We start from the raw sequence: 17,895 nt of genomic DNA, 5'->3' as shown, positions 1-17,895 counted from the left end.
AACATCTCCGAAGATGAAGGATGTGCTTCTTCATTGCACCCCATTTGTATTCTTTCTAACTGTAAAAGTGATGGGTTTTCATACGCAAACTGAATTGATGTACATCATCTACTTTGGTTTGATGTTTAGCTACGTAACATGCATTTGGCAATCTGCCACCAGAACCACAGAGAACTCCCTTAAATGCAGTAAATTACTCGTACTTACAATCACCTACTTGATAGCCCTGAACGGCTCTGTTGCAATATCATTTTTAAGCCAATCGAGCTGGACTTACCCCTTATGGTCGCTCCTTAATGTCAGTATCTGCTTATACTTAATGACATTTTCTTTTTATGCTGCATATCGTATTAAACAGGTTTCAATTCAAAGCCCCCTGCCCTACCCACAACACATTGACACTGAAGAATTAGATACCCAAGAACGTGGTTTGAAAGGGTTAAAAGCCAAGCAACGAACCATACAGCTCAGCGATTCGGTGGCACAAGATTGCATAGCAAAATTGGACCATTTACTACAAAATGAACAACTTTTCTTAGACAACCAACTTACACTGGGACAACTTGCGACTAGGCTTGGAATAACACAACATCAAGCGTCTGAGCTGCTCAATGAACATATGCACACGAGTTTTTATAATCTACTCAACGAGCATCGTGTTCAACACGCTTGCCAACTGTTGATACACGCAACAAATAAGGCCAGCATTACGCAAATCGCGTTAGATAGTGGGTTTAACAACAAGAGTTCATTTTATAATGAGTTTAAAAAGCAACTGGGGACTACCCCAAGCAAATGGCGTACAATGCAGCAAGTGAGTTAGCACTGAGTGTTTGTTGCTATGAGGTAATATTTCGAAGACGCGTCTGAGTGATAAACTTAGCTAGCTCTTCTATTTGCGTTTCATTAAGTTTTATCTGTTGTGAGTGCCCACTCCCATCACTCATCAACACCTCAACCTCTCGATCTATTGTGCTCAACAGCAAATGCGTGTTGGAGTCAGAAACATAGAGGTTTAACGCCTCATCTGATGCAAGTTCATTTGTACCCACGACACCTGATTCTATAAAATAGCCAAACTGCTCATGATGCTCCAGATCTATAAAACGGTATATTATCTTTGCACATTTCAAGAAGCTCGTTCCCGAGGCGTTGACTAGAACCACCTCCGAGTTGTACAAAACTCGGCCAGACAGCGTCATATCAACCAATTCTCTATGGTTAAGATCTTCGACGTTTATAAATACGATTTCAAGATGAGACTTTTCTGCACTGCACACTTCATAAAGGCAGTGATAATGAAACCCTAGCCCACCACTTGAAGCAATTGCATTAGGAAAATAGCTAGGCCATTGTTGGCTAACATAAGACTCTACTAAGGTAGAGTCGTCCCAGCAAATATCTGCATCTAGACTATCTAAGTCGGATTGCTTATCAATTGGGGTGTAATTCATATAATCTCCATTAAATAGTCAATTATGTAAGACGTATGTATAACATCAAAACCATAAGTGCCTTAAAGTTCAACTAAAAACACACGCTTAAACGCCTTTAGACCCGCTTTTGAAAAGCTCACCGAACGCGCATCTAAATCTCTTTGCGCCCAACCTTTTTCAAAAATATAATCTAACACCCACTGCCCAAGGCTACCTGCTAAATGGTTGCGACGCTCACTCCAATCCAAACAAGATTTACAAACAGGACGCTTTTTGGATTGCAGTCGTGCTACATCCACACCCAGCTCTCTGAAATATGACTTTCCCTTTTCTGTGAGCTGCGTTTGCTCACCGCCATCTATTAGCATACCTTTTGCGACTAACGCATCATAAAGCGTGACGCCCAACTCTCCTGCTAAGTGGTCATAACATACACGAGCGTATTGCAGCCGCGTATCGTTCGGGCCTGTCTGCACTTTAGATTGCGCACTTGTGGTCATCACCAAAAGTTGCTCCAGTAACTCTGCAACCGCTAACCCTTTTAATTGAAAGTATCGGTGCCTACCTTGCTTCCTAACTTGCAATAAAGCACCGTCAACTAGCTTTGATAGGTGACTGCTTGCCGTTTGCGGCGTCACATCGGCCTCTATTGCGAGCTCGGTGGCAGTCAATGCTTTACCCCCCATTAAGGCGGTCAAGATTTTAGCTCGGGTAGGATCTGCAATTAACCCTGCTACGACTGAGATATTTGGTTCCATATATTTACCAATAGTTCGATGGCCATCGAAGCATGTTATTTTTGGCTTGGTAGACTGCCTCAAAATAATAAAGGAGGCAATCCCTATGTCTATTACATGTTTTATTGAATATGAGATTAACCCATTTAAACACTCAGAGTTTGCGCAATATGCTCAAAACTGGGGGAAAATTATTCCACAGTGTGGTGGCAACCTTATCGGTTATTTCTTACCGCATGAAGGTGATAATAAACGTGCGTATGGATTAATCGCATTTAACAGCCTGGCCGATTATGAAAGCTACAGACAGAGGCTAAAAAGCGATAAAGACGCCATCGCAAATTTCCAATTTGCACAACAAACGCAAATTATATTGCATGAAAAACGCTACTTTTTAAAAGGCGCACCTGACACGAAAAAGTTTGATTCAGGAGACGCATAGTGATCGCAGTTATATTTGAAGTCACGCTCAAGCCTAAAGCCGCACCAAGATACTTTGATATTGCTGCTGAACTTAAAGCAATACTGGTCCAACAACGCGGATTTATATCCATTGAGCGCTACCAGAACGTCAATAACCCAGAGCAATACCTTTCCCTATCATTTTGGCAAGACAAGGAGTCCGTTATGCACTGGCGCAATGAAATAATGCATCAAAATGCGCAACATATCGGTAAAACCGAATTGTTCAAAGATTACCGCTTGCGTGTTGCTGACGTATTCAGAGATTACACCCTGTAATTCCCCTTTTCTACAAAACAGGCTGCAACGGTGCCTAACTGCCGTTTGCAGCTCATAAGGTCTTTACTTATGGAACTACTAGATTACCTATACGCCCATTTCTACTCTGAAGCACAATTAATTAAATGTTGTGACATAACCGAACAGAGATTAACTGAGCTACAAGTGCTAGGCGTTATGCCTAAACCCAGTTACATTTTAAATGCCCATATTGGGTGCCGCTCTTTCTTTGGCAAGCACGAGCAAAACGCCAATATTCATTTTTACCCTAAAGCGTATAAGCAGTGGTTAAATAAGGTGAAGCTCAACAAAAAACACGAAGACGCCTTTCGTTCCTTTCACACTCGCATGCAACAGACCATACAAGCGCTATTTAATAAAGGCATATCATCAAATTATAAAAACGGCACAAAAGAACAAGCAGAGTTTATAGAAGTCCAGTGGCAACACTTTTTAGACGGCACCTATGGACTCTGCACCCGTACAGGCCTGCCAGAAGACATTGCCAAAAAAGAAATTGCAATAGACTATATAAACATGCAACTTACAAAGCACATGTTGAACGACAAAGAAGAAAAACAATTAATCTCAGCAATGAATATACTGGCTTCTTGCAGCCCTAAGTTTGCCCCTCACGAAAGAGATAGGTCGCAATTTCATCAATTGGCTAAACTAATCGACTCATCCACCTCCTTGAAACAAACACAAAGCAAACATTTATAACTACCAAAGAGATCTTCTTAGCAAGCTCTGGAGCCCTTTAGCAAGACTTTTGCGATACCTAGAAGATGAGATTGAGGGCTACTATCACGTTAGCCCTTTTTACGAGTTATTCGCCAGAATAAATAGCCAAAAATGAATACGCTAAACAATAAGCGATAGGCAGTAGCCAAGGCTGAGACAAACCCAAGCTCTATTTACGTCTCAACCTGAGTCGATTCTTCTGCTTAGTTCTAAATGGTTGAAAAAACATAACAAGCCCCGTCACTATCATAAAAAGTAGAATAAATGAGACCGGTAACATCAACCAAAGGTTTGCGTTTTTCTCAAAAAAAGTGCCGTCATGCAGGCTCTCGATGAATTCGTAGTTACGTTTGGCAACTTGCAATACTTGACCTGTATGGTTATCGATTTGAATTTCGATACTATTGTGACTACGAATTTTTGTAATACCCTTTGCAGGTCTTACATCTAACCTATTGATATCACTCCAACTCGATATATTGGCAGATTCTATAGACTGTGCCGTGGATAAAATTTGCTCAAAGGTAATGGTTGGCTGTGAAGATTGCCCTTTGGCTGAGGGGGGCTGGATAAAATCGAATTCCTTTTTGACCAACAACAAAATTCCGGAAATCAGAATTACCAATAGTGGTAACGCGATAACGATACTTGCCCACTTGTGAATGTTTCTATTCTTTCTTTTAAAACTCATTGTACCTACTACTGAACTTGCCGCCGATAGTCACAAAAACGATACCTTTGTCACTATTGAGCTCAAAGCAAAGATGTCTCTTATTGAATCAGGTCCACCTACTTCCTTTTTAAGCGACATATAAAGATTAGACTAATCTTGGGTAAAGCGGTGCTTGAAAACCAAACACCGCTTATCGCTCAGGTTAATTAGTCATTAGCGGTGCGCCTACAGACCAAGGTCCACCAGCGTCAATCACTGACTTTTGAAGCTTTGGCACTTCGTCTTGTTGTAGAGATTTCACTCGATCACTTACGCTTTCAAGACGCTTGCTTGCATAGTCAAATTGATCTTTATGCTGCTGCGTTGGACCATATGTCGACCAAGCGGCTGTCATTGCGTAAAACAGTCTACTAGAGATGTTGGCAGGTTTTGTGCCCATTCGGTCACGAGATTTAAGTCCATTGAGTTCAAAGTTTATTGCGTTGATCTCAGCTTGGATCTCTGCGTAACTTGCCTCTAATGCCGCAATGTCTCCTGGTGTACGGTCAATTGCCGTTCGAAGTGTTTTCATTGACTTGTTAAGTTCAGCAATTACCGCATTGACAGCGCTTGCACGCCTTTGTGCATTCGCAATTTTCTTACCAAACTCAAGGACACTCTTGGCCGATGCTGCTTGCAATGAATTACCAGTAATAGACTTCAATTCAAATTCTACAGGTTCTGCCAATTGTGACACTCTGCTTCCAACACGTTTGTACAGCGTTGCCGAGTAAGTGCCCGGAATCGCCATTAGGCCTGTTCCAAATGGGTTCCAGCCTGACTCTTCAACACCCGTCACCGCTTTTCCTGTCGCGTAAGTCATATCCCAAGTTACACGGTGAAGTCCTTTTGTCGTTTTACCAGCAACACGGTTTACAAACTCACCTTTGTCATCTTTTATTTCAAGATACACAGTAGGTTTAGGCTCTTGGTTCTCTTTCTCAATTTTGCCCCACGCTGGATATTGCGGGTAATTCTCTTTTTTAACCATCTCTTTTTCAGCTTTCTGGCGCTGCTCTTTAGCGGTTAAAAGGCTATCTTTTAAGAAATAAGTTAACGTAGCACCATGCTCAGGATTCTTGGCTGCATAGCGATCATCTCCGTCTGTATCGGTATGATTGCCATCTAAGCTGAACCATTTAACAGGGCGGCTAGGCGCAAACAACATCGCTTCTTGCTCCATCGACTTTTCTGTCAACTGTCTAAGCGGCGCATAGTCATCAAGAATGTAGATCCCACGCCCAAAGGTGCCCGCAACCAAGTCATTTTCTCTACGCTGAATTTTTACGTCACGAGTAGAGATTGTTGGAATGCCACCGTTTAGTTCAACCCACTTTTTACCGCCATCAACTGTAAAGAAAATACCGAACTCAGTACCAATGAACATTAAGTTCTTGTTCACATGATCCTGTACAATTCGCCACACCAAATGCTTTTCAGGTAGATCTTCAGCAAGAGATTGCCAAGTTTTGCCTAAATCAGTTGATTTGATTAAGTAAGGCTTGAAGTCACCATATTTATGGTTATCCAATGCGACATACACTGTATTCGGGTCAAATAAATCCGCACGAATATCATTAACGTAAGCCATAGCAGGAATACCTTCTATGGTATTTAAGTCAATTTTATTCCAGTTTTTACCACCATCTTTTGTTACCTGAATAAGGCCATCATCGGTCCCTGCCCACAGAATTTTATCGTTCACTGGGCTTTCGGTGAAATTCGCAATGGTATGGTACTCAGACATTGCATAAATGTCCCAGCCGGCTTCCACTGACCAAGTTCTGCCCATGACCGGCATATGCATACGGTTTTCATTTTTGGTCAAATCGTCGGAAATTGGCGTCCAACTATCACCTCTATCATCAGAGCGCCATACACGCTGCGAAGCAAAATAAAGCCTTTTAGGATCATGTGTTGAGACATTGATTGGCGCATCCCAATTGAATCGCTCTGCAGGCTCACCCGGACGAGGCTGTGGCTTGATATACACACCTTCTCTGGTTTTCAGATCATGACGCGTCAAGTTACCTTGCTGCCACTGCGAGTACATAATATTTGGGTTACCCGGTTCAACTGCTGGTTGATGACCGTCTCCCCCTAATGTTAAGAACCAATCTTTATTTTTGATCCCCTCAGCACGGCGAGTACGTGAAGGCCCGCCCTGCGTCGAATTATCTTGCGCACCAGCATAAACCGTGTAAAACGGTTCTGCGTCATCAGGTGCCACTTTATAAAATTGCGTCAGTGGCAAGTTCGCCATAAAGCGCCAGTTTGCCATGCGATCGTGAGACATATAGATGCCGCCATCTGAACCAATCAGTACAAAATCTGGGTCTGTTGGGTGGAACGCAAAAGCATGGTCATCTACGTGCTTGCGCTTTGTATTGATAGGTGTCCAAGTTTTACCGCCGTCATTCGACACTTTACTGTAATTACTGGCAATATAAACACGGTCTAGCTGATGCTGATCTGCAAAAATTTCTTGGTAATAGTGCGGGCCCGTGCCGCCGCCAACTTCGTCAGACATTCTTGTCCAACTCGCACCGCGATTTGCAGAGCGATAGAACCCACCTTTGCGGTTGTCTGTTTCAATCGTGGCGTAAATGATATCTGGATTGATTGGCGAAATTGCCATACCAATTTTACCCATATTGCCTTCGGGTAGCCCCGTCTTGAGTTCAGTCCAGGTCTCACCACCATCATCTGAGGTATGGATCCCGGCTCCTGGGCCCGTTCCAACATACGTTGCGACTGTTCGTTGGCGCGACCAAGTTGCAGCATACAATTTTTTGGGGTTTCGTGGGTCTATTAGCAACGAGGTTACACCCGTCCACTCGTCTGCTGGTTTAAGCACTTGTTTCCAAGTCTGGCCACCATCGGTCGTTTTATACAAACCGCGTTCACCGCCACTGCTCCAAAGCGGGCCTTGTGCCGATACCCATACAGTATTTGAGTCAGTCGGGTGTACAACAATATCAGAAATACGCTCTGACTCTTTTAATCCCATGTTTTTCCATGTCTTACCGCCATCCACTGACTTATAGACACCATCACCAAAACTGATATGACGGCCGCCATTATTTTCACCGGTACCGACCCAAATAATGTTTGAGTTACTCGGATCGATTGTCACATCACCGGTTGAATAAACGGCTTGTTTGTCAAAAATAGGCGTCCAAGTTGTCCCTGCATTGACGGTTTTCCAAACACCGCCCGAGCCAACTGCGGTATACCATGTTGATGGATTCTTTTGGTCCACTTCAATATCTGCAATACGTCCTGACATATAGGCAGGCCCGATATTACGAAGCTTCATCGCTTCAAAAGTTTGACTACTAAAAATTGATTTTTCTTCTTCTGATTCACTAGCCAGTGCATGAGAAGTTACCAAAGCAATTGATACTGCAATGGCTGTTTTGAGGAGAGTTTTCATTTTCACACCAAATATTATTTTATTTGCATCCCAACGGTAAACATTAACCTAACATATGATATGGGTGTGTAAATAATCGCTCATACTACAAAAAATAGGGTTAAGTGTTATAGTGTAACAAAGTATGTAATACTTAATTTTTCCACAAAAAGATAAGATATATAAATAAATTCAATTGGTTAATTTAATTTCGGTGTGATTGTACACATTAAAGGGAATGGCACCCAACACTGACATTTATGCCATCCCCCTATTTGAGGAGTTGCTTATCGCTAAAGTACTAGTTTGGCTAAAACTTCCTCCTCTTCCTCATCAAAGCCGTACTCAACAAAACCAAAACTGGCATAAAATGACTTCGCAGTGACGTTTTTAGGATCGTAGCATATCTCAATGAATTCAATAGAATAGCTGTGCTTAATTTCATCAATCGCAAGCTGTAGTGCCTGCCGCCCTATGCCTTTATTTTGAAACTTTTCGTCCACCATAAAACGCCAAATTGAAACCTTCTCCTTTGACTCGGGTACCCACATAAAAAATCCAACAGGCTCATCGTTGAAGTAAATCCCGCGAGTTTGATAATGATCATTGTAATGCGACTCAACCAGCGACCACATATTACATGCCACAAAATCCTGCTGCGTTTTGCTGACGTCTAGGTCACAAATAGCCTCATAGTTTTGCTTTGTCACTGGTTGCAGATTAATGGTGGTTAACCTTTCCATAGATATTCCTTTATTCTGCGTTGACCAATTTTTGTTTGTAGCGCCATGTAAAACCAAGCAGTGTAATAGCGATAACATTCACTGAGATGGAGAAATGCTCAAAACTAAGTGTGACTCCAATAACTGAAAATGGGTTCAAGCCAATGTTCCATTGCTCCCACTGTAATGTGAGTATTTCTAATAAGCTTATCCAAAACAGAGGCTTAACGATTGAGTTAGGTGCCTTTATCCACTGCCAAGTGATGTAACTATATAGCGCCACAAAAAAGAACATATAACCCGATTTTACAAAACTAAAAACATGGTCAAAGTTGCTCGAGTCAGAAACGTATAAGCCAAACGTTGCTATTGAAAAGAGTAACGAAACCCATAAACAAACCGAAATAGCCTTATCGCTCTTTGACGCTGTGCGTGCGGAATTTGGCGCGCTCATAAATTAGCCTCTCGAAGCTTTGCTAAATCACAACCAACTATTGCATCTAAGTTTGCGGTTATTTTATCTTCAGACCAACTCCACCAAGCAATACTCAACAGTTCGTCGATAACCGGTTGCTCAAATCGCATTTTTATCACTTTTGCAGGGTTACCCCCCACAACACTGTATGGCGGCACATCTTGGGTCACAACCGATTTACTGGCCACTATCGCGCCACTACCAATTTTGACACCTGCCATGATTGTCGACTCATAACCTATCCACACGTCGTGACCAATTTCCGTGTCTCCTTTAAACGGCAGTTCCCCTTCTTCTGGCATTGCCGACTCCCAACCATTACCAAAAATATAAAAGGGATAAGTGGAGAACCCAGACAGTTTATGGTTGGCACCATTCATTATAAATTTAACATCGGTAGCAATCGCGCAAAATTTGCCGATAATTAATTTATCTCCGATAAAATCGAAATGATAAAGCACATTGCTCTCAAAGTTTTCAGGCCCTTGAGGATCGTCGTAATAGGTATAATCACCAACTAATATATTTTTTGAAGTGATAAAGTTTTTTAGAAAACCAACTTGTGGAAAGCCCTCTAGTGGCGTCTTATTATTTGGATTAGGTCCTTTCAAAGCATCACCTTAATTCAAGTATCATTGTTCACAATTTTGTCCGCTGGCACATACTCCACCAACCAAACATCATTTTTTGTTTTATAAAATTGTGCGCCTTGTTGATACATCAGCTCGGAATCTATGGTCAGAATTATGGCGCTGCCATAGCGACTACCAACGGTGCGGGCAGTATCTGCTGACTCGGTTAAATGAACATGATGGCGTTCTCCTTTGAGTAAGCCTTTTGCGTGTATTGACGGTAAAAACCGACTGGCTGTCCCATGAAACAAAACCTTGGGTGGTTGTATCGCAGTTAAGCCTAAATCAATTGGTATTGAATGTCCTTGGTTGGCTCTAATCCTTTTTCCATCGTCGCTAATTGCAAAACGTTGTTTATCATTGCCCCTAACAAGGTCATATATTAACTCTGCTGTCAGCGCATATTTTGTTGTATTTAGAATGAGCGTATTAATGTCAGCCCAACCGTGACTGTCTAATTCGAGGTTTATTAATTCGGGTTGATGCCTAAGAATAAGGCTCAAGTACTTTGATATTTTTTTCTTTTCCATGGACCCATAATGTAGCCCATATTAATCACTATGTTAAGAAGAAAGTGTCTCATCTGCTCCAGCTATTTGTTACATGGCGCATATTATTAGCCAATATACGCCATAAATACTAGAGGCTGCTAAGATAAAAATAATTGATATTAGGTGGTTCGCTAAAGTGTGCTGTTAACTTTTCAAGCACGCCATTTTTATTGATAAACGCCATATAGTTTTGGTGCGCTTTAAGACTTTGCCAATCTTCATCAATCAGCATCTTAGACTGAGTTTCATCAAACAGTATATTGACTCTTTCACATCCATCAAAACCTCTTACGTTAGGTAGGTTTTGCGCTAAAAAAGCTTTAAGGGGTGGGTAGTTACTAGGTTCCAAACTACAAGTAATTTGTACTCTTACGGGCATATTGCCTCCTTCTTTGTTAGTCGGAAGTCAATTTACGCAATAACCTACAAATAACTCCGCAAAATTCTGAAAATTACGGTTTTTAAGTCAGGTCTTTAATGCTTGTTGCTTAGGTGTTTCTCCAAATGTGCTTTTATATGCCTTAATGAAATGCGAAACATTATTGTAACCTACTTCAAGCGCCACATTCGTAATACACATTTGCCCTTGAGAAACGAGTCTATTGGCATATTCCATACGCTTTTTGATCAACCATTGCTTAGGCGACTGCGTATAAAGCTGTTTAAAATCTCTTTGAAAACCGGATAGACTTCTGCCTGAAAGCTTTGCCAAATCGGAGACAGACAGTTTTAACACATGGTCTTGCTCTAAAAGCCGATATAGATTGCGTTTTGCCGGTAGTGCCAACTCTGACATCTGAAGTAAAGCGCGTAGCTCTTCACCACATACCGCATACAATAAGTGTAATAATTCTGTCAGTTTGCAATCGAGCATGTTTTCAAGGCGAATTTCATGTTCAAGGTAGCCGCTTAATTGCTGAAAAAACGTTGCGACAACCTGATGCTCCACAATCAAAGTACTCTCTGTCGACACGTTAGACTTATTCACTCCGACTTCAAGGGACAGTAAAAAGCGTTCAACCAGTGCTTTATCAAAAAACACCAGCCAAGCTTTTAAGTCTTGTGTGCATTTCACAAAATCTGAATGCAAGTTTTGCCCCTGACAGAGCAAAATGCCTTGACCTGCCGTTAGCGCAACCTGATTATTCTGCCAACTTGTCAGTGTTTCACTTCCCTTTTCAACAAAAACCAAACACAGCTGATTTGTGTAAAATTCAACATCTACCAAGTCCTGCTCTAGATCTTTGTAATACAGTGAGGAGCCGTCACAACTGACAACTTTACTTACATCCGATAATGCCCCCAAGGCTTGTGGAATAACCAAAATATGTTGCTGACAATAACTTGCTATTTCCATTTCCCTGCCCTGCTCGCTTTCTTACGACCACTCTTAATGATGTTGAATCAAGTTACCCTAAATCAAAAGGAGATTCCAACAAACGTATCTGCTTAGTTTGACTATCAATTTCTGCTGTTACCCCCTGGGGAATAATTAATTGAGGATCTGTATGTCCAAAATCTAAGTTGCTCACAACAGTCAGGTTGTTGCAACCAAATTCGCCCTTTATCACAGACAAAATAACATCATCCAACTTCGCTTTTTCTTCATTGCTATAATCACGAGCTCGACCAAACAATAACCCAGATATTTGCTCAAAAACCCCCATAACGCCGTAGTTCCTCAACCAGTACTTCACGTAGTCAATAGACGGTTTTTCTTCTGATGTTTCAAAGAACAGAATTTTCCCCTGCCAAAAATCTGGGGCAGGCCAATACGGTGTACCCTTGAGCATTTCCAGCACTTCAATGCATCCACCAAATAACTGCCCGGTAACACTTTTTTGCTGCGAACCCGCTGATTGTAAAAGCCTAGGCCCATCATTACTTTTATTTGCATGCAATAGTCCTACATTACTGGCTATTGCCCAATCAGGGTACCCATCGCTGTAGCTTTCAAAGGTGGGAAAAGTAAAATTATGCCAAGGCTCAAATAAGAATGACTTTAAATAACGCTGATACACGGCTGGCAAGTTGTGTAACTGCGAAAAGCCAGCCATGATGGAAGGACCGTTAAAAGTAACCAACCCCAGCTGATTTACAAACGCTGAAACCGCCGTAAAATCTGAGAATCCCATAAAGAGTTTAGGGTTTGCTTTAATCATGTCGGGATCTAAATACTTAAGTACCCTCGCAGAATCATTGCCGCCAATAGTTGCAATAATGCCATGTATATTGCTATCCGAAAAAGCGCGGTTTAGGTCCTGTGCTCTTAATTTCGGGTTGTTAAATACTTCATCAATATCCATACGTGCTGTAGGGAATTCAACGACATTAAACCCTAGTGCGTTTAAGTTACGAATACCAGACTCGTAAATATGGGGAAATACAGATGGCAAACCAGTTGATGGAGACAAAACTGCGATATTGTCTCCCGGCTTTAGTGGCTTTGGCTTTATCAATTTAAAACTCCCTGTAATATTTTCTGATTTCACACTTTAATAAATAATTTCTTCATAGTCACTAACCACAATAAAAACCTGCAAAAACTTTCATTTAACACGCACTTTTAACCGTTCACATAACGTTGCATCGAAGTAGTCATAAAAATAAAAAATCTAACATCATTTTTAAAACCGCGATATATTAAAGTAAATTACACGCTTAAGTTACCCATTTAAAAATAAACCCCCTAAAAAATACATATATGATTAAAAAGATGAATATTGAAAAAACATACCGCACTGCCATACTACTCTTAGTCACAGCAATGGGGGGAACTATTTATAAGTACTGGGACAGAGAACTAACCGAGCTTATCGTACTATCCATTCCATACCTTTTTGTACTTATCTTAGTAATGGTAGAAAAAGCCAATAACCTAATTCGCCATATTCGCAGTATTTACACCCCTTTACTCCTTACACTTTGCTATACGATCAATTTCAAATTTGAATCAATTCATTTGCATTACACAGCGATACTCATGCTCATTTTGGGGCAACTGACCATTATCAGCATTGGAGAATTTATTATTCTATTTTCAAAGAGGCAAAAAGCGTTTCAACACCATGAAAAACCTAAATTAAAATAAAAAACACTATTCTTGTAAAAATTCATCGCTCACCAACACCAGATAATGACCATATTTTTACCCAATTTGCCATTATGCAATAATCTTGTTAGCCTAAATCAGACCTGAAACAATGCATGAACTAACAAAAATATATGGACTCGGTTGTAAAACCGCAAAAATAACCATTTAAGGAGTTGTTATGTTTTGGATTATTAATACATCAGGATTAATTGCATCTTGGTATTTTACAGATCTACAATCACCTTCTGTGATTGCAGGTATTATTTGCCCTATTCTCATTCTGATATTTACTTTGAGTATTTTAAGAAGGCTATATTTATCCCTTTCAGGGAGAAGTAACGTCAGCGCCAACACAAAGTCGAGCTCTAGCAGTCACATCTTTTTATATGGTACCGGAGATAGTCATCATGACAGTAGCAGTGGTGGCAGCAGTAGCTTTGGAGGAGACTCTGGCGGCGGCGGTGGTGGCGGTGAATAACGCAAAAAAAGGCACACAAAATTAAAAAGCCCGAAGGACATGCTTCGGGCTTTGTCATAGCATCAATTAAACTCGACTATTTTGCGGCAATAGCAGCGCGAGCTTTATGAAGCTTCTTGTAGCTTTCAATCAACTTAAGGTGTCTGTCTAGGCCCTCAAGCTTAGTACTTGTTTCGGTTAAGCCGTAGAATCGTACGTCACCATTAATTGACCCAATTACGTTATCCATCACATCTTGACCAAACATTCTCGTTAGATTGTAAATGTAATCTTCGATTTCTAACTCTTCATCTAGAGCAATTTCAAGTACTGTATGCATAGCTTGATAGAACATACCACGCTCTACCGTGTTGTCGTTGTATTGAAGGAACGACTCAACTAGGTCCATTGTCTCTTCTAAATCTCCCAGCGCTAAATAGATCAGCAATTTAAGCTCTAAGATAGTCAACTGTCCCCAAACTGTATTGTCATCAAACTCAATACCAATCAGCGTAATAATGTCGGTATAGTTGTCTAGCTGGCTCTCTTCTAATCGATTTACTAAATCAGCAAGGGCTTCGTCGCTTAATCTGTGGAGGTTTAAAATATCTTCACGATACTGCAATGCCTTATTGGTGTTATCCCAGATCAAATCTTCTGCAGGGTAAACCTCTGAGTAACCCGGTACCAAAATGCGACATGCCACACCCAAGTCAGTAAACTCAGCGATGTACGCTTCTTTACCTAAATCTTTTAAGATACCAAATAGCTGATCACATTCTTCTTCATTGGTCCCTGAGAAATCCCACTCTACAAAGTCATAATCTTTCTTAGCACTGAAGAAACGCCAAGAAATAACACCCGTAGAATCAATGAAGTGCTCAACAAAGTTCTCTGGCTCAGATACCGCCATGCTGTTAAAGGTTGGACGTGGTACATCATTCAAGCCTTCAAAACTGCGACCTTGCAGCAACTCAGTCAAGCTGCGCTCTAGTGCCACTTCAAAACTTGGGTGCGCGCCAAACGAAGCAAATACACCGCCCGTCTTAGGGTTCATAAGCGTTACACACATCACCGGAAACTGCCCGCCCAGTGACGCGTCTTTAACAACCACTGGGAATCCCTGTTGCTCCAAAGCTTTAATGCCGTCAACAATCCCAGGGTATTTTGCCAAAACCTCTTCCGGCACGTCAGGCAATACAATTTCTTGCTCTATAATCTGCTTTTTGACCGCGCGCTCAAAAATTTCTGATAAACACTGAACCTTGGCTTCCGCTAAGTTATTACCTGCGCTCATCCCATTGCTTAAAAACAAGTTCTCAATCAGGTTTGATGGCAAGTACACCGTTTCGCCATCAGAGTGTCGCGTATAAGGGATAGAACAAATACCACGCGCAACATTGCCTGAGTTAGTATCAATTAAGTTTGACCCTTTCAATTCACCTTCAGCATCATAAATTGCGCGTGTATGCTCGTCTAAAATCTCAGCAGGCAGTTCATCATTTGGACCCGGTTGGAACCACTTTTCATTTGGATAATGAACAAAATCACTGTTCGCGATTTCTTCCCCAAAGAACTGATCATTGTAAAAGAAGTTACAGTTCAAACGCTCAATAAACTCACCTAACGCTGAGCAAAGCGCACTTTCTTTAGTTGCGCCTTTACCATTGGTAAAGCACATTTGTGACGCAGCATCACGAATATGGAGTGACCAAACATTTGGCACAATATTACGCCATGAGGCCACTTCGATTTTCATGCCAAGATCAGACAAAATCCCAGTCATATTGGCAATGGTTTGCTCGAGCGGTAAGTCTTTACCCAAGATAAATGTGTTGGCATCTTGTTCAGGCTTCGCCATTAGCATGGCTTGCGCATCGTCATCCAAGCTTTCTACATCTTCAATCTGGAAGTCAGGACCGGTTTGAATTACTTTTTTCACAGTACAGCGGTCGATAGAGCGCAAAATACCTTTACGATCTTTTTCTGAAATACTTTCAGGTAGCTCGACTTGAATCTTAAAAATCTGGTTATATCTATCTTCAGGGTCAACGATGTTATTTTGTGAAATACGGATCCCATCTGTTGAGATGTCGCGTGAAACGCAATAGACCTTAACGAAGTATGCCGCACAAAGTGCAGATGAGGCTAAGAAATAATCAAAGGGGCTAGGTGCCGAGCCATCACCTTTGTATCGGATAGGTTGGTCAGCAATAACACTAAAATCATCAAACTTGGCTTCAAGTCTTAGATTATCGAGAAAATTAACTTTAATTTCCATTGAACTCTTCCACAGTTGTGCGCGGCTACTTGGTCCAATCAACGCTTAGCTTGATTAAACCCAGCAGCAAAATTATCTTAACTGGGAGATTATCTAATTTTTCGTGTCATTAGTCTTGGGTTAATTGCAAATAAGCGCAAATAAAGTTGTGTCATGACTAAGCACATTCATAAATGGCTAACTTTCACACATTCCCTTTATAAACCCGAACCGGACACTGGGCACCTTTGACCAAATGTGTAGTCTCCTCAAGAAATGGGATTTTGAGTTTTTCTATCACTGATTGAGAGCGCGTATTTTCTGTAAAGTGTACAGCGTGAATGATGCGTAACCCTAAATTCGCTTTGCAATACTCGATGAGTCCTTTTGCGGCCTCAAAGGCGTAACCATTGCCCCAAAAAGGCACACCTATCCAATAACCAATTGTGCCTTCGCCGTTACCCAGTTGTGGAAAGCTCACCGCGCCTATAATACGGTTGTCCCCTTTTATGGTAATTGCGTAGACCACAGCCGTTTTATCCTCGAATGCGCTTTTATGCGTACTGATCCACTCAGTGGCCATATGTGGTTCGTACGGATGCGGTACACTTGCTGTCATGTCAGCAATCACTTTGTCACCTGCAAGCTCGGCAATTCGCGACGCATCACTGTCGCAAAAAGGCCTTAATACCAAACGCTGAGTTTCAAGGTTGGGTTGTATCATGTAATGACTCTGTTTAGGTTATAGGGCTGGCCAATTAAATAAAGACAACTGTGAGGTAAACTCACAGACCGCTTTTGACCATTTCTTTTACTTTAAGTGCTTTTTCAAAATGGTCGAGCTGATGGGTTTGTATCCACCATGCTGCCGCTTCCATCAGCACATCAGGGTCATCATTTTTATTTGCAAAAAAAGCGTAGAACGACAAACCAACGCCCTCTCCTTTTTTATCGATTTTTTGCTCGCAGATTTTAATAATTTTTTCTCTAAGGCTTTGTCTCACTTGCACTTCCTTTTAATTTTCTTAGCCAAGCTATCTTACTTGGAAAATTTGACCGGCTCAATTTTTACTATCGTTGGCGCATTGTTTTTTATAATAGGCAATGACTTCAATGCCATAAACACCCACTTTGTCATGCCTCTTGGAAAATTTGAGTACCCCAAATCAGTTACTTGCAAGCCACTTGGCAATTGTGTTTGAAAATAGGAAGTTAGCTGGTCACGATTAATTCCCCACGGCATTTTTGGCGTTGTGTAGTGAGGCGTTTTCTCCCAGCCAGTGGCTGACGTCGACTTATTTGACAGCCATATTGGAATGGTATCAAACATCAAACGCCAATTATCAAATGTTGCAGCAATGTCCTTAATTAACTTAACAACATCCTGCTCTTTGAAATACATAAATAATCCCTGTGCAGAAATGAACAAAGGTTTGTCTTTAGGGACATTTTCAAACCACGCTCTATCAAAAGCAGAATAGGATAAGTGAAGATGATGTTTATCGGGCAGAATAAACCGCTCTCGAATTTCGATAGACTCGGGTAAATCGATACTAAGCCACAGCGCTTTGTTATTCGAAACTCTGAAGCGCTGCGTTTCTAGTCCTTCACCCAAATTGACAATGGTTCCTTTGGGGTGTTGCTCTAAAAACGCATTGATTTCTCTGTCAAAATCTAATGAACGAACGGCGTGGGAGGGCTCAGCTTTGCCGAAACTCCGCTCAAAGTGATAATCAATGCTTTGATATATACGCGCTGCATGTTCGTCTTGAATTATGCCATCAGGCCTCATTGCCTCTACCGCACGATTATGAAGTGTCCATAGCATGGTCTCTGGTACAGAAGTGAGATTGGTACTCTGTTTCATTGCAAGTTCCTTCTTTAATTTTTTTGCCCCATAACCATAACGCAATAACAAC

General features: G+C 41.4%; 21 protein-coding genes. 6 read left to right on the top strand and 15 right to left on the bottom strand.

All coding sequences use genetic code 11. From position 1 onward, the window contains the following. Window positions 1-70 precede the first annotated feature (70 nt). Window positions 71-823, top strand: a complete 753-nt coding sequence (locus A7985_RS02230; protein WP_065788800.1) for a helix-turn-helix domain-containing protein — start codon at window positions 71-73, stop codon at window positions 821-823. Window positions 824-839: 16 nt separating this feature from the next. Here the strand turns inward: A7985_RS02230 and A7985_RS02225 are convergent, their stop codons facing one another. Both A7985_RS02225 and A7985_RS02220 read right to left on the bottom strand, forming a co-directional pair. Next, a complete protein-coding gene (locus A7985_RS02225; RefSeq protein WP_065788799.1) occupies window positions 840-1,454 on the bottom strand; it encodes a hypothetical protein in 615 nt (204 codons plus the stop codon). Between the two features lie 62 nt (window positions 1,455-1,516). Next, the gene (locus A7985_RS02220) at window positions 1,517-2,194 is read right to left on the bottom strand and encodes an ArsR/SmtB family transcription factor (protein WP_065788798.1); all 678 of its coding nucleotides are present in this window, start codon (window positions 2,192-2,194) and stop codon (window positions 1,517-1,519) included. Between the two features lie 85 nt (window positions 2,195-2,279). On the opposite strand from A7985_RS02220, the gene A7985_RS02215 reads away from it, so the two are divergent. The 3 genes from A7985_RS02215 to A7985_RS02205 all read left to right on the top strand — a co-directional run bounded on the left by A7985_RS02215 (window position 2,280) and on the right by A7985_RS02205 (window position 3,637). Continuing rightward, complete coding sequence (locus A7985_RS02215) at window positions 2,280-2,615, top strand: NIPSNAP family protein (RefSeq protein WP_065788797.1); 336 nt, start codon at window positions 2,280-2,282, stop codon at window positions 2,613-2,615. Beyond that, the gene (locus A7985_RS02210; protein WP_065788796.1) at window positions 2,615-2,914 is read left to right on the top strand and encodes an antibiotic biosynthesis monooxygenase family protein; all 300 of its coding nucleotides are present in this window, start codon (window positions 2,615-2,617) and stop codon (window positions 2,912-2,914) included. The genes A7985_RS02215 and A7985_RS02210 overlap by 1 nt, the downstream gene beginning before the upstream one ends. Before the next feature lie 69 nt (window positions 2,915-2,983). Next, window positions 2,984-3,637, top strand: coding sequence for a DUF6058 family natural product biosynthesis protein (locus A7985_RS02205; RefSeq protein ID WP_065788795.1), 654 nt, complete (start codon window positions 2,984-2,986; stop codon window positions 3,635-3,637). Window positions 3,638-3,827: 190 nt separating this feature from the next. On the opposite strand, the gene A7985_RS02200 is transcribed toward A7985_RS02205, so the two are convergent. From A7985_RS02200 to A7985_RS02160, 9 genes are all read right to left on the bottom strand, one after another. Beyond that, window positions 3,828-4,349: a PepSY-associated TM helix domain-containing protein gene (locus tag A7985_RS02200; RefSeq protein WP_065788794.1), complete on the bottom strand. Its 522-nt coding sequence runs from the start codon at window positions 4,347-4,349 to the stop codon at window positions 3,828-3,830. A 184-nt stretch (window positions 4,350-4,533) separates the two neighbouring features. Further along, window positions 4,534-7,806 carry a VPS10 domain-containing protein gene (locus A7985_RS02195; RefSeq protein ID WP_065788793.1) on the bottom strand — a complete coding sequence of 1,091 codons (3,273 nt, stop codon included), beginning with the start codon at window positions 7,804-7,806 and terminating at the stop codon, window positions 4,534-4,536. 272 nt (window positions 7,807-8,078) lie between these two features. Beyond that, window positions 8,079-8,528 carry a GNAT family N-acetyltransferase gene (locus A7985_RS02190; protein ID WP_065788792.1) on the bottom strand — a complete coding sequence of 150 codons (450 nt, stop codon included), beginning with the start codon at window positions 8,526-8,528 and terminating at the stop codon, window positions 8,079-8,081. A gap of 10 nt (window positions 8,529-8,538) precedes the next feature. Next, a complete protein-coding gene (locus A7985_RS02185) occupies window positions 8,539-8,961 on the bottom strand; it encodes a hypothetical protein (RefSeq protein ID WP_065788791.1) in 423 nt (140 codons plus the stop codon). After that, the gene (locus A7985_RS02180) at window positions 8,958-9,593 is read right to left on the bottom strand and encodes a Vat family streptogramin A O-acetyltransferase (protein WP_065788790.1); all 636 of its coding nucleotides are present in this window, start codon (window positions 9,591-9,593) and stop codon (window positions 8,958-8,960) included. Before A7985_RS02180 ends, A7985_RS02185 begins: the two co-directional genes overlap by 4 nt. Window positions 9,594-9,607: 14 nt before the next feature. Next, window positions 9,608-10,144, bottom strand: a complete 537-nt coding sequence (locus tag A7985_RS02175; protein ID WP_065788789.1) for an RNA 2'-phosphotransferase — start codon at window positions 10,142-10,144, stop codon at window positions 9,608-9,610. 109 nt (window positions 10,145-10,253) lie between these two features. Then, on the bottom strand, window positions 10,254-10,544 hold the full coding sequence (locus A7985_RS02170; protein WP_065788788.1) for a hypothetical protein: 291 nt from the start codon (window positions 10,542-10,544) through the stop codon (window positions 10,254-10,256). Window positions 10,545-10,631: 87 nt separating this feature from the next. Continuing rightward, entirely contained in the window at window positions 10,632-11,522 is an 891-nt protein-coding gene (locus tag A7985_RS02165; RefSeq protein ID WP_065788787.1) for a helix-turn-helix domain-containing protein, read from the bottom strand. A gap of 52 nt (window positions 11,523-11,574) precedes the next feature. Continuing rightward, a complete protein-coding gene (locus tag A7985_RS02160) occupies window positions 11,575-12,624 on the bottom strand; it encodes a S66 family peptidase (RefSeq protein WP_081310473.1) in 1,050 nt (349 codons plus the stop codon). A gap of 257 nt (window positions 12,625-12,881) precedes the next feature. Between A7985_RS02160 and A7985_RS02155 the strand changes: the two genes are divergently transcribed. Continuing rightward, window positions 12,882-13,256, top strand: coding sequence for a hypothetical protein (locus A7985_RS02155; RefSeq protein WP_065788786.1), 375 nt, complete (start codon window positions 12,882-12,884; stop codon window positions 13,254-13,256). 181 nt (window positions 13,257-13,437) lie between these two features. Continuing rightward, window positions 13,438-13,737, top strand: coding sequence for a hypothetical protein (locus tag A7985_RS02150; protein ID WP_065788785.1), 300 nt, complete (start codon window positions 13,438-13,440; stop codon window positions 13,735-13,737). Window positions 13,738-13,813: 76 nt separating this feature from the next. Here A7985_RS02150 and A7985_RS02145 read toward each other — a convergent pair whose 3' ends face one another. The 4 genes from A7985_RS02145 to A7985_RS02130 all read right to left on the bottom strand — a co-directional run bounded on the left by A7985_RS02145 (window position 13,814) and on the right by A7985_RS02130 (window position 17,843). Further along, the gene (locus A7985_RS02145) at window positions 13,814-15,997 is read right to left on the bottom strand and encodes an OsmC domain/YcaO domain-containing protein (protein WP_065788784.1); all 2,184 of its coding nucleotides are present in this window, start codon (window positions 15,995-15,997) and stop codon (window positions 13,814-13,816) included. A 184-nt stretch (window positions 15,998-16,181) separates the two neighbouring features. Beyond that, entirely contained in the window at window positions 16,182-16,700 is a 519-nt protein-coding gene (locus A7985_RS02140; RefSeq protein WP_218061274.1) for a GNAT family N-acetyltransferase, read from the bottom strand. Window positions 16,701-16,761: 61 nt separating this feature from the next. Then, window positions 16,762-16,980: a DUF6500 family protein gene (locus tag A7985_RS02135; RefSeq protein ID WP_065788783.1), complete on the bottom strand. Its 219-nt coding sequence runs from the start codon at window positions 16,978-16,980 to the stop codon at window positions 16,762-16,764. Between the two features lie 35 nt (window positions 16,981-17,015). Next, window positions 17,016-17,843 (bottom strand): class I SAM-dependent methyltransferase, encoded by an 828-nt coding sequence (locus A7985_RS02130; protein ID WP_065788782.1) that lies wholly within the window; start codon window positions 17,841-17,843, stop codon window positions 17,016-17,018. Window positions 17,844-17,895: the final 52 nt, after the last annotated feature.

The sequence above is a fragment of the Pseudoalteromonas luteoviolacea genome, from assembly GCF_001696455.1.
GTDB lineage: Bacteria > Pseudomonadota > Gammaproteobacteria > Enterobacterales > Alteromonadaceae > Pseudoalteromonas > Pseudoalteromonas luteoviolacea_C.
This window is presented reverse-complemented; position numbering and strand designations above follow the sequence as displayed.

Bases quoted from the DNA above. Each gene is read 5' to 3' on its own strand.
- A7985_RS02230 (WP_065788800.1), top strand. From the start codon at position 71: ATGGGTTTTCATACGCAAACTGAATTGATGTACATCATCTACTTTGGT.
- A7985_RS02225 (WP_065788799.1), bottom strand. From the start codon at position 1,454: ATGAATTACACCCCAATTGATAAGCAATCCGACTTAGATAGTCTAGAT.
- A7985_RS02220 (WP_065788798.1), bottom strand. From the start codon at position 2,194: ATGGAACCAAATATCTCAGTCGTAGCAGGGTTAATTGCAGATCCTACC.
- A7985_RS02215 (WP_065788797.1), top strand. From the start codon at position 2,280: ATGTCTATTACATGTTTTATTGAATATGAGATTAACCCATTTAAACAC.
- A7985_RS02205 (WP_065788795.1), top strand. From the start codon at position 2,984: ATGGAACTACTAGATTACCTATACGCCCATTTCTACTCTGAAGCACAA.
- A7985_RS02200 (WP_065788794.1), bottom strand. From the start codon at position 4,349: ATGAGTTTTAAAAGAAAGAATAGAAACATTCACAAGTGGGCAAGTATC.
- A7985_RS02195 (WP_065788793.1), bottom strand. From the start codon at position 7,806: ATGAAAACTCTCCTCAAAACAGCCATTGCAGTATCAATTGCTTTGGTA.
- A7985_RS02190 (WP_065788792.1), bottom strand. From the start codon at position 8,528: ATGGAAAGGTTAACCACCATTAATCTGCAACCAGTGACAAAGCAAAAC.
- A7985_RS02185 (WP_065788791.1), bottom strand. From the start codon at position 8,961: ATGAGCGCGCCAAATTCCGCACGCACAGCGTCAAAGAGCGATAAGGCT.
- A7985_RS02175 (WP_065788789.1), bottom strand. From the start codon at position 10,144: ATGGAAAAGAAAAAAATATCAAAGTACTTGAGCCTTATTCTTAGGCAT.
- A7985_RS02170 (WP_065788788.1), bottom strand. From the start codon at position 10,544: ATGCCCGTAAGAGTACAAATTACTTGTAGTTTGGAACCTAGTAACTAC.
- A7985_RS02165 (WP_065788787.1), bottom strand. From the start codon at position 11,522: ATGGAAATAGCAAGTTATTGTCAGCAACATATTTTGGTTATTCCACAA.
- A7985_RS02155 (WP_065788786.1), top strand. From the start codon at position 12,882: ATGAATATTGAAAAAACATACCGCACTGCCATACTACTCTTAGTCACA.
- A7985_RS02150 (WP_065788785.1), top strand. From the start codon at position 13,438: ATGTTTTGGATTATTAATACATCAGGATTAATTGCATCTTGGTATTTT.
- A7985_RS02145 (WP_065788784.1), bottom strand. From the start codon at position 15,997: ATGGAAATTAAAGTTAATTTTCTCGATAATCTAAGACTTGAAGCCAAG.
- A7985_RS02140 (WP_218061274.1), bottom strand. From the start codon at position 16,700: ATGATACAACCCAACCTTGAAACTCAGCGTTTGGTATTAAGGCCTTTT.
- A7985_RS02130 (WP_065788782.1), bottom strand. From the start codon at position 17,843: ATGAAACAGAGTACCAATCTCACTTCTGTACCAGAGACCATGCTATGG.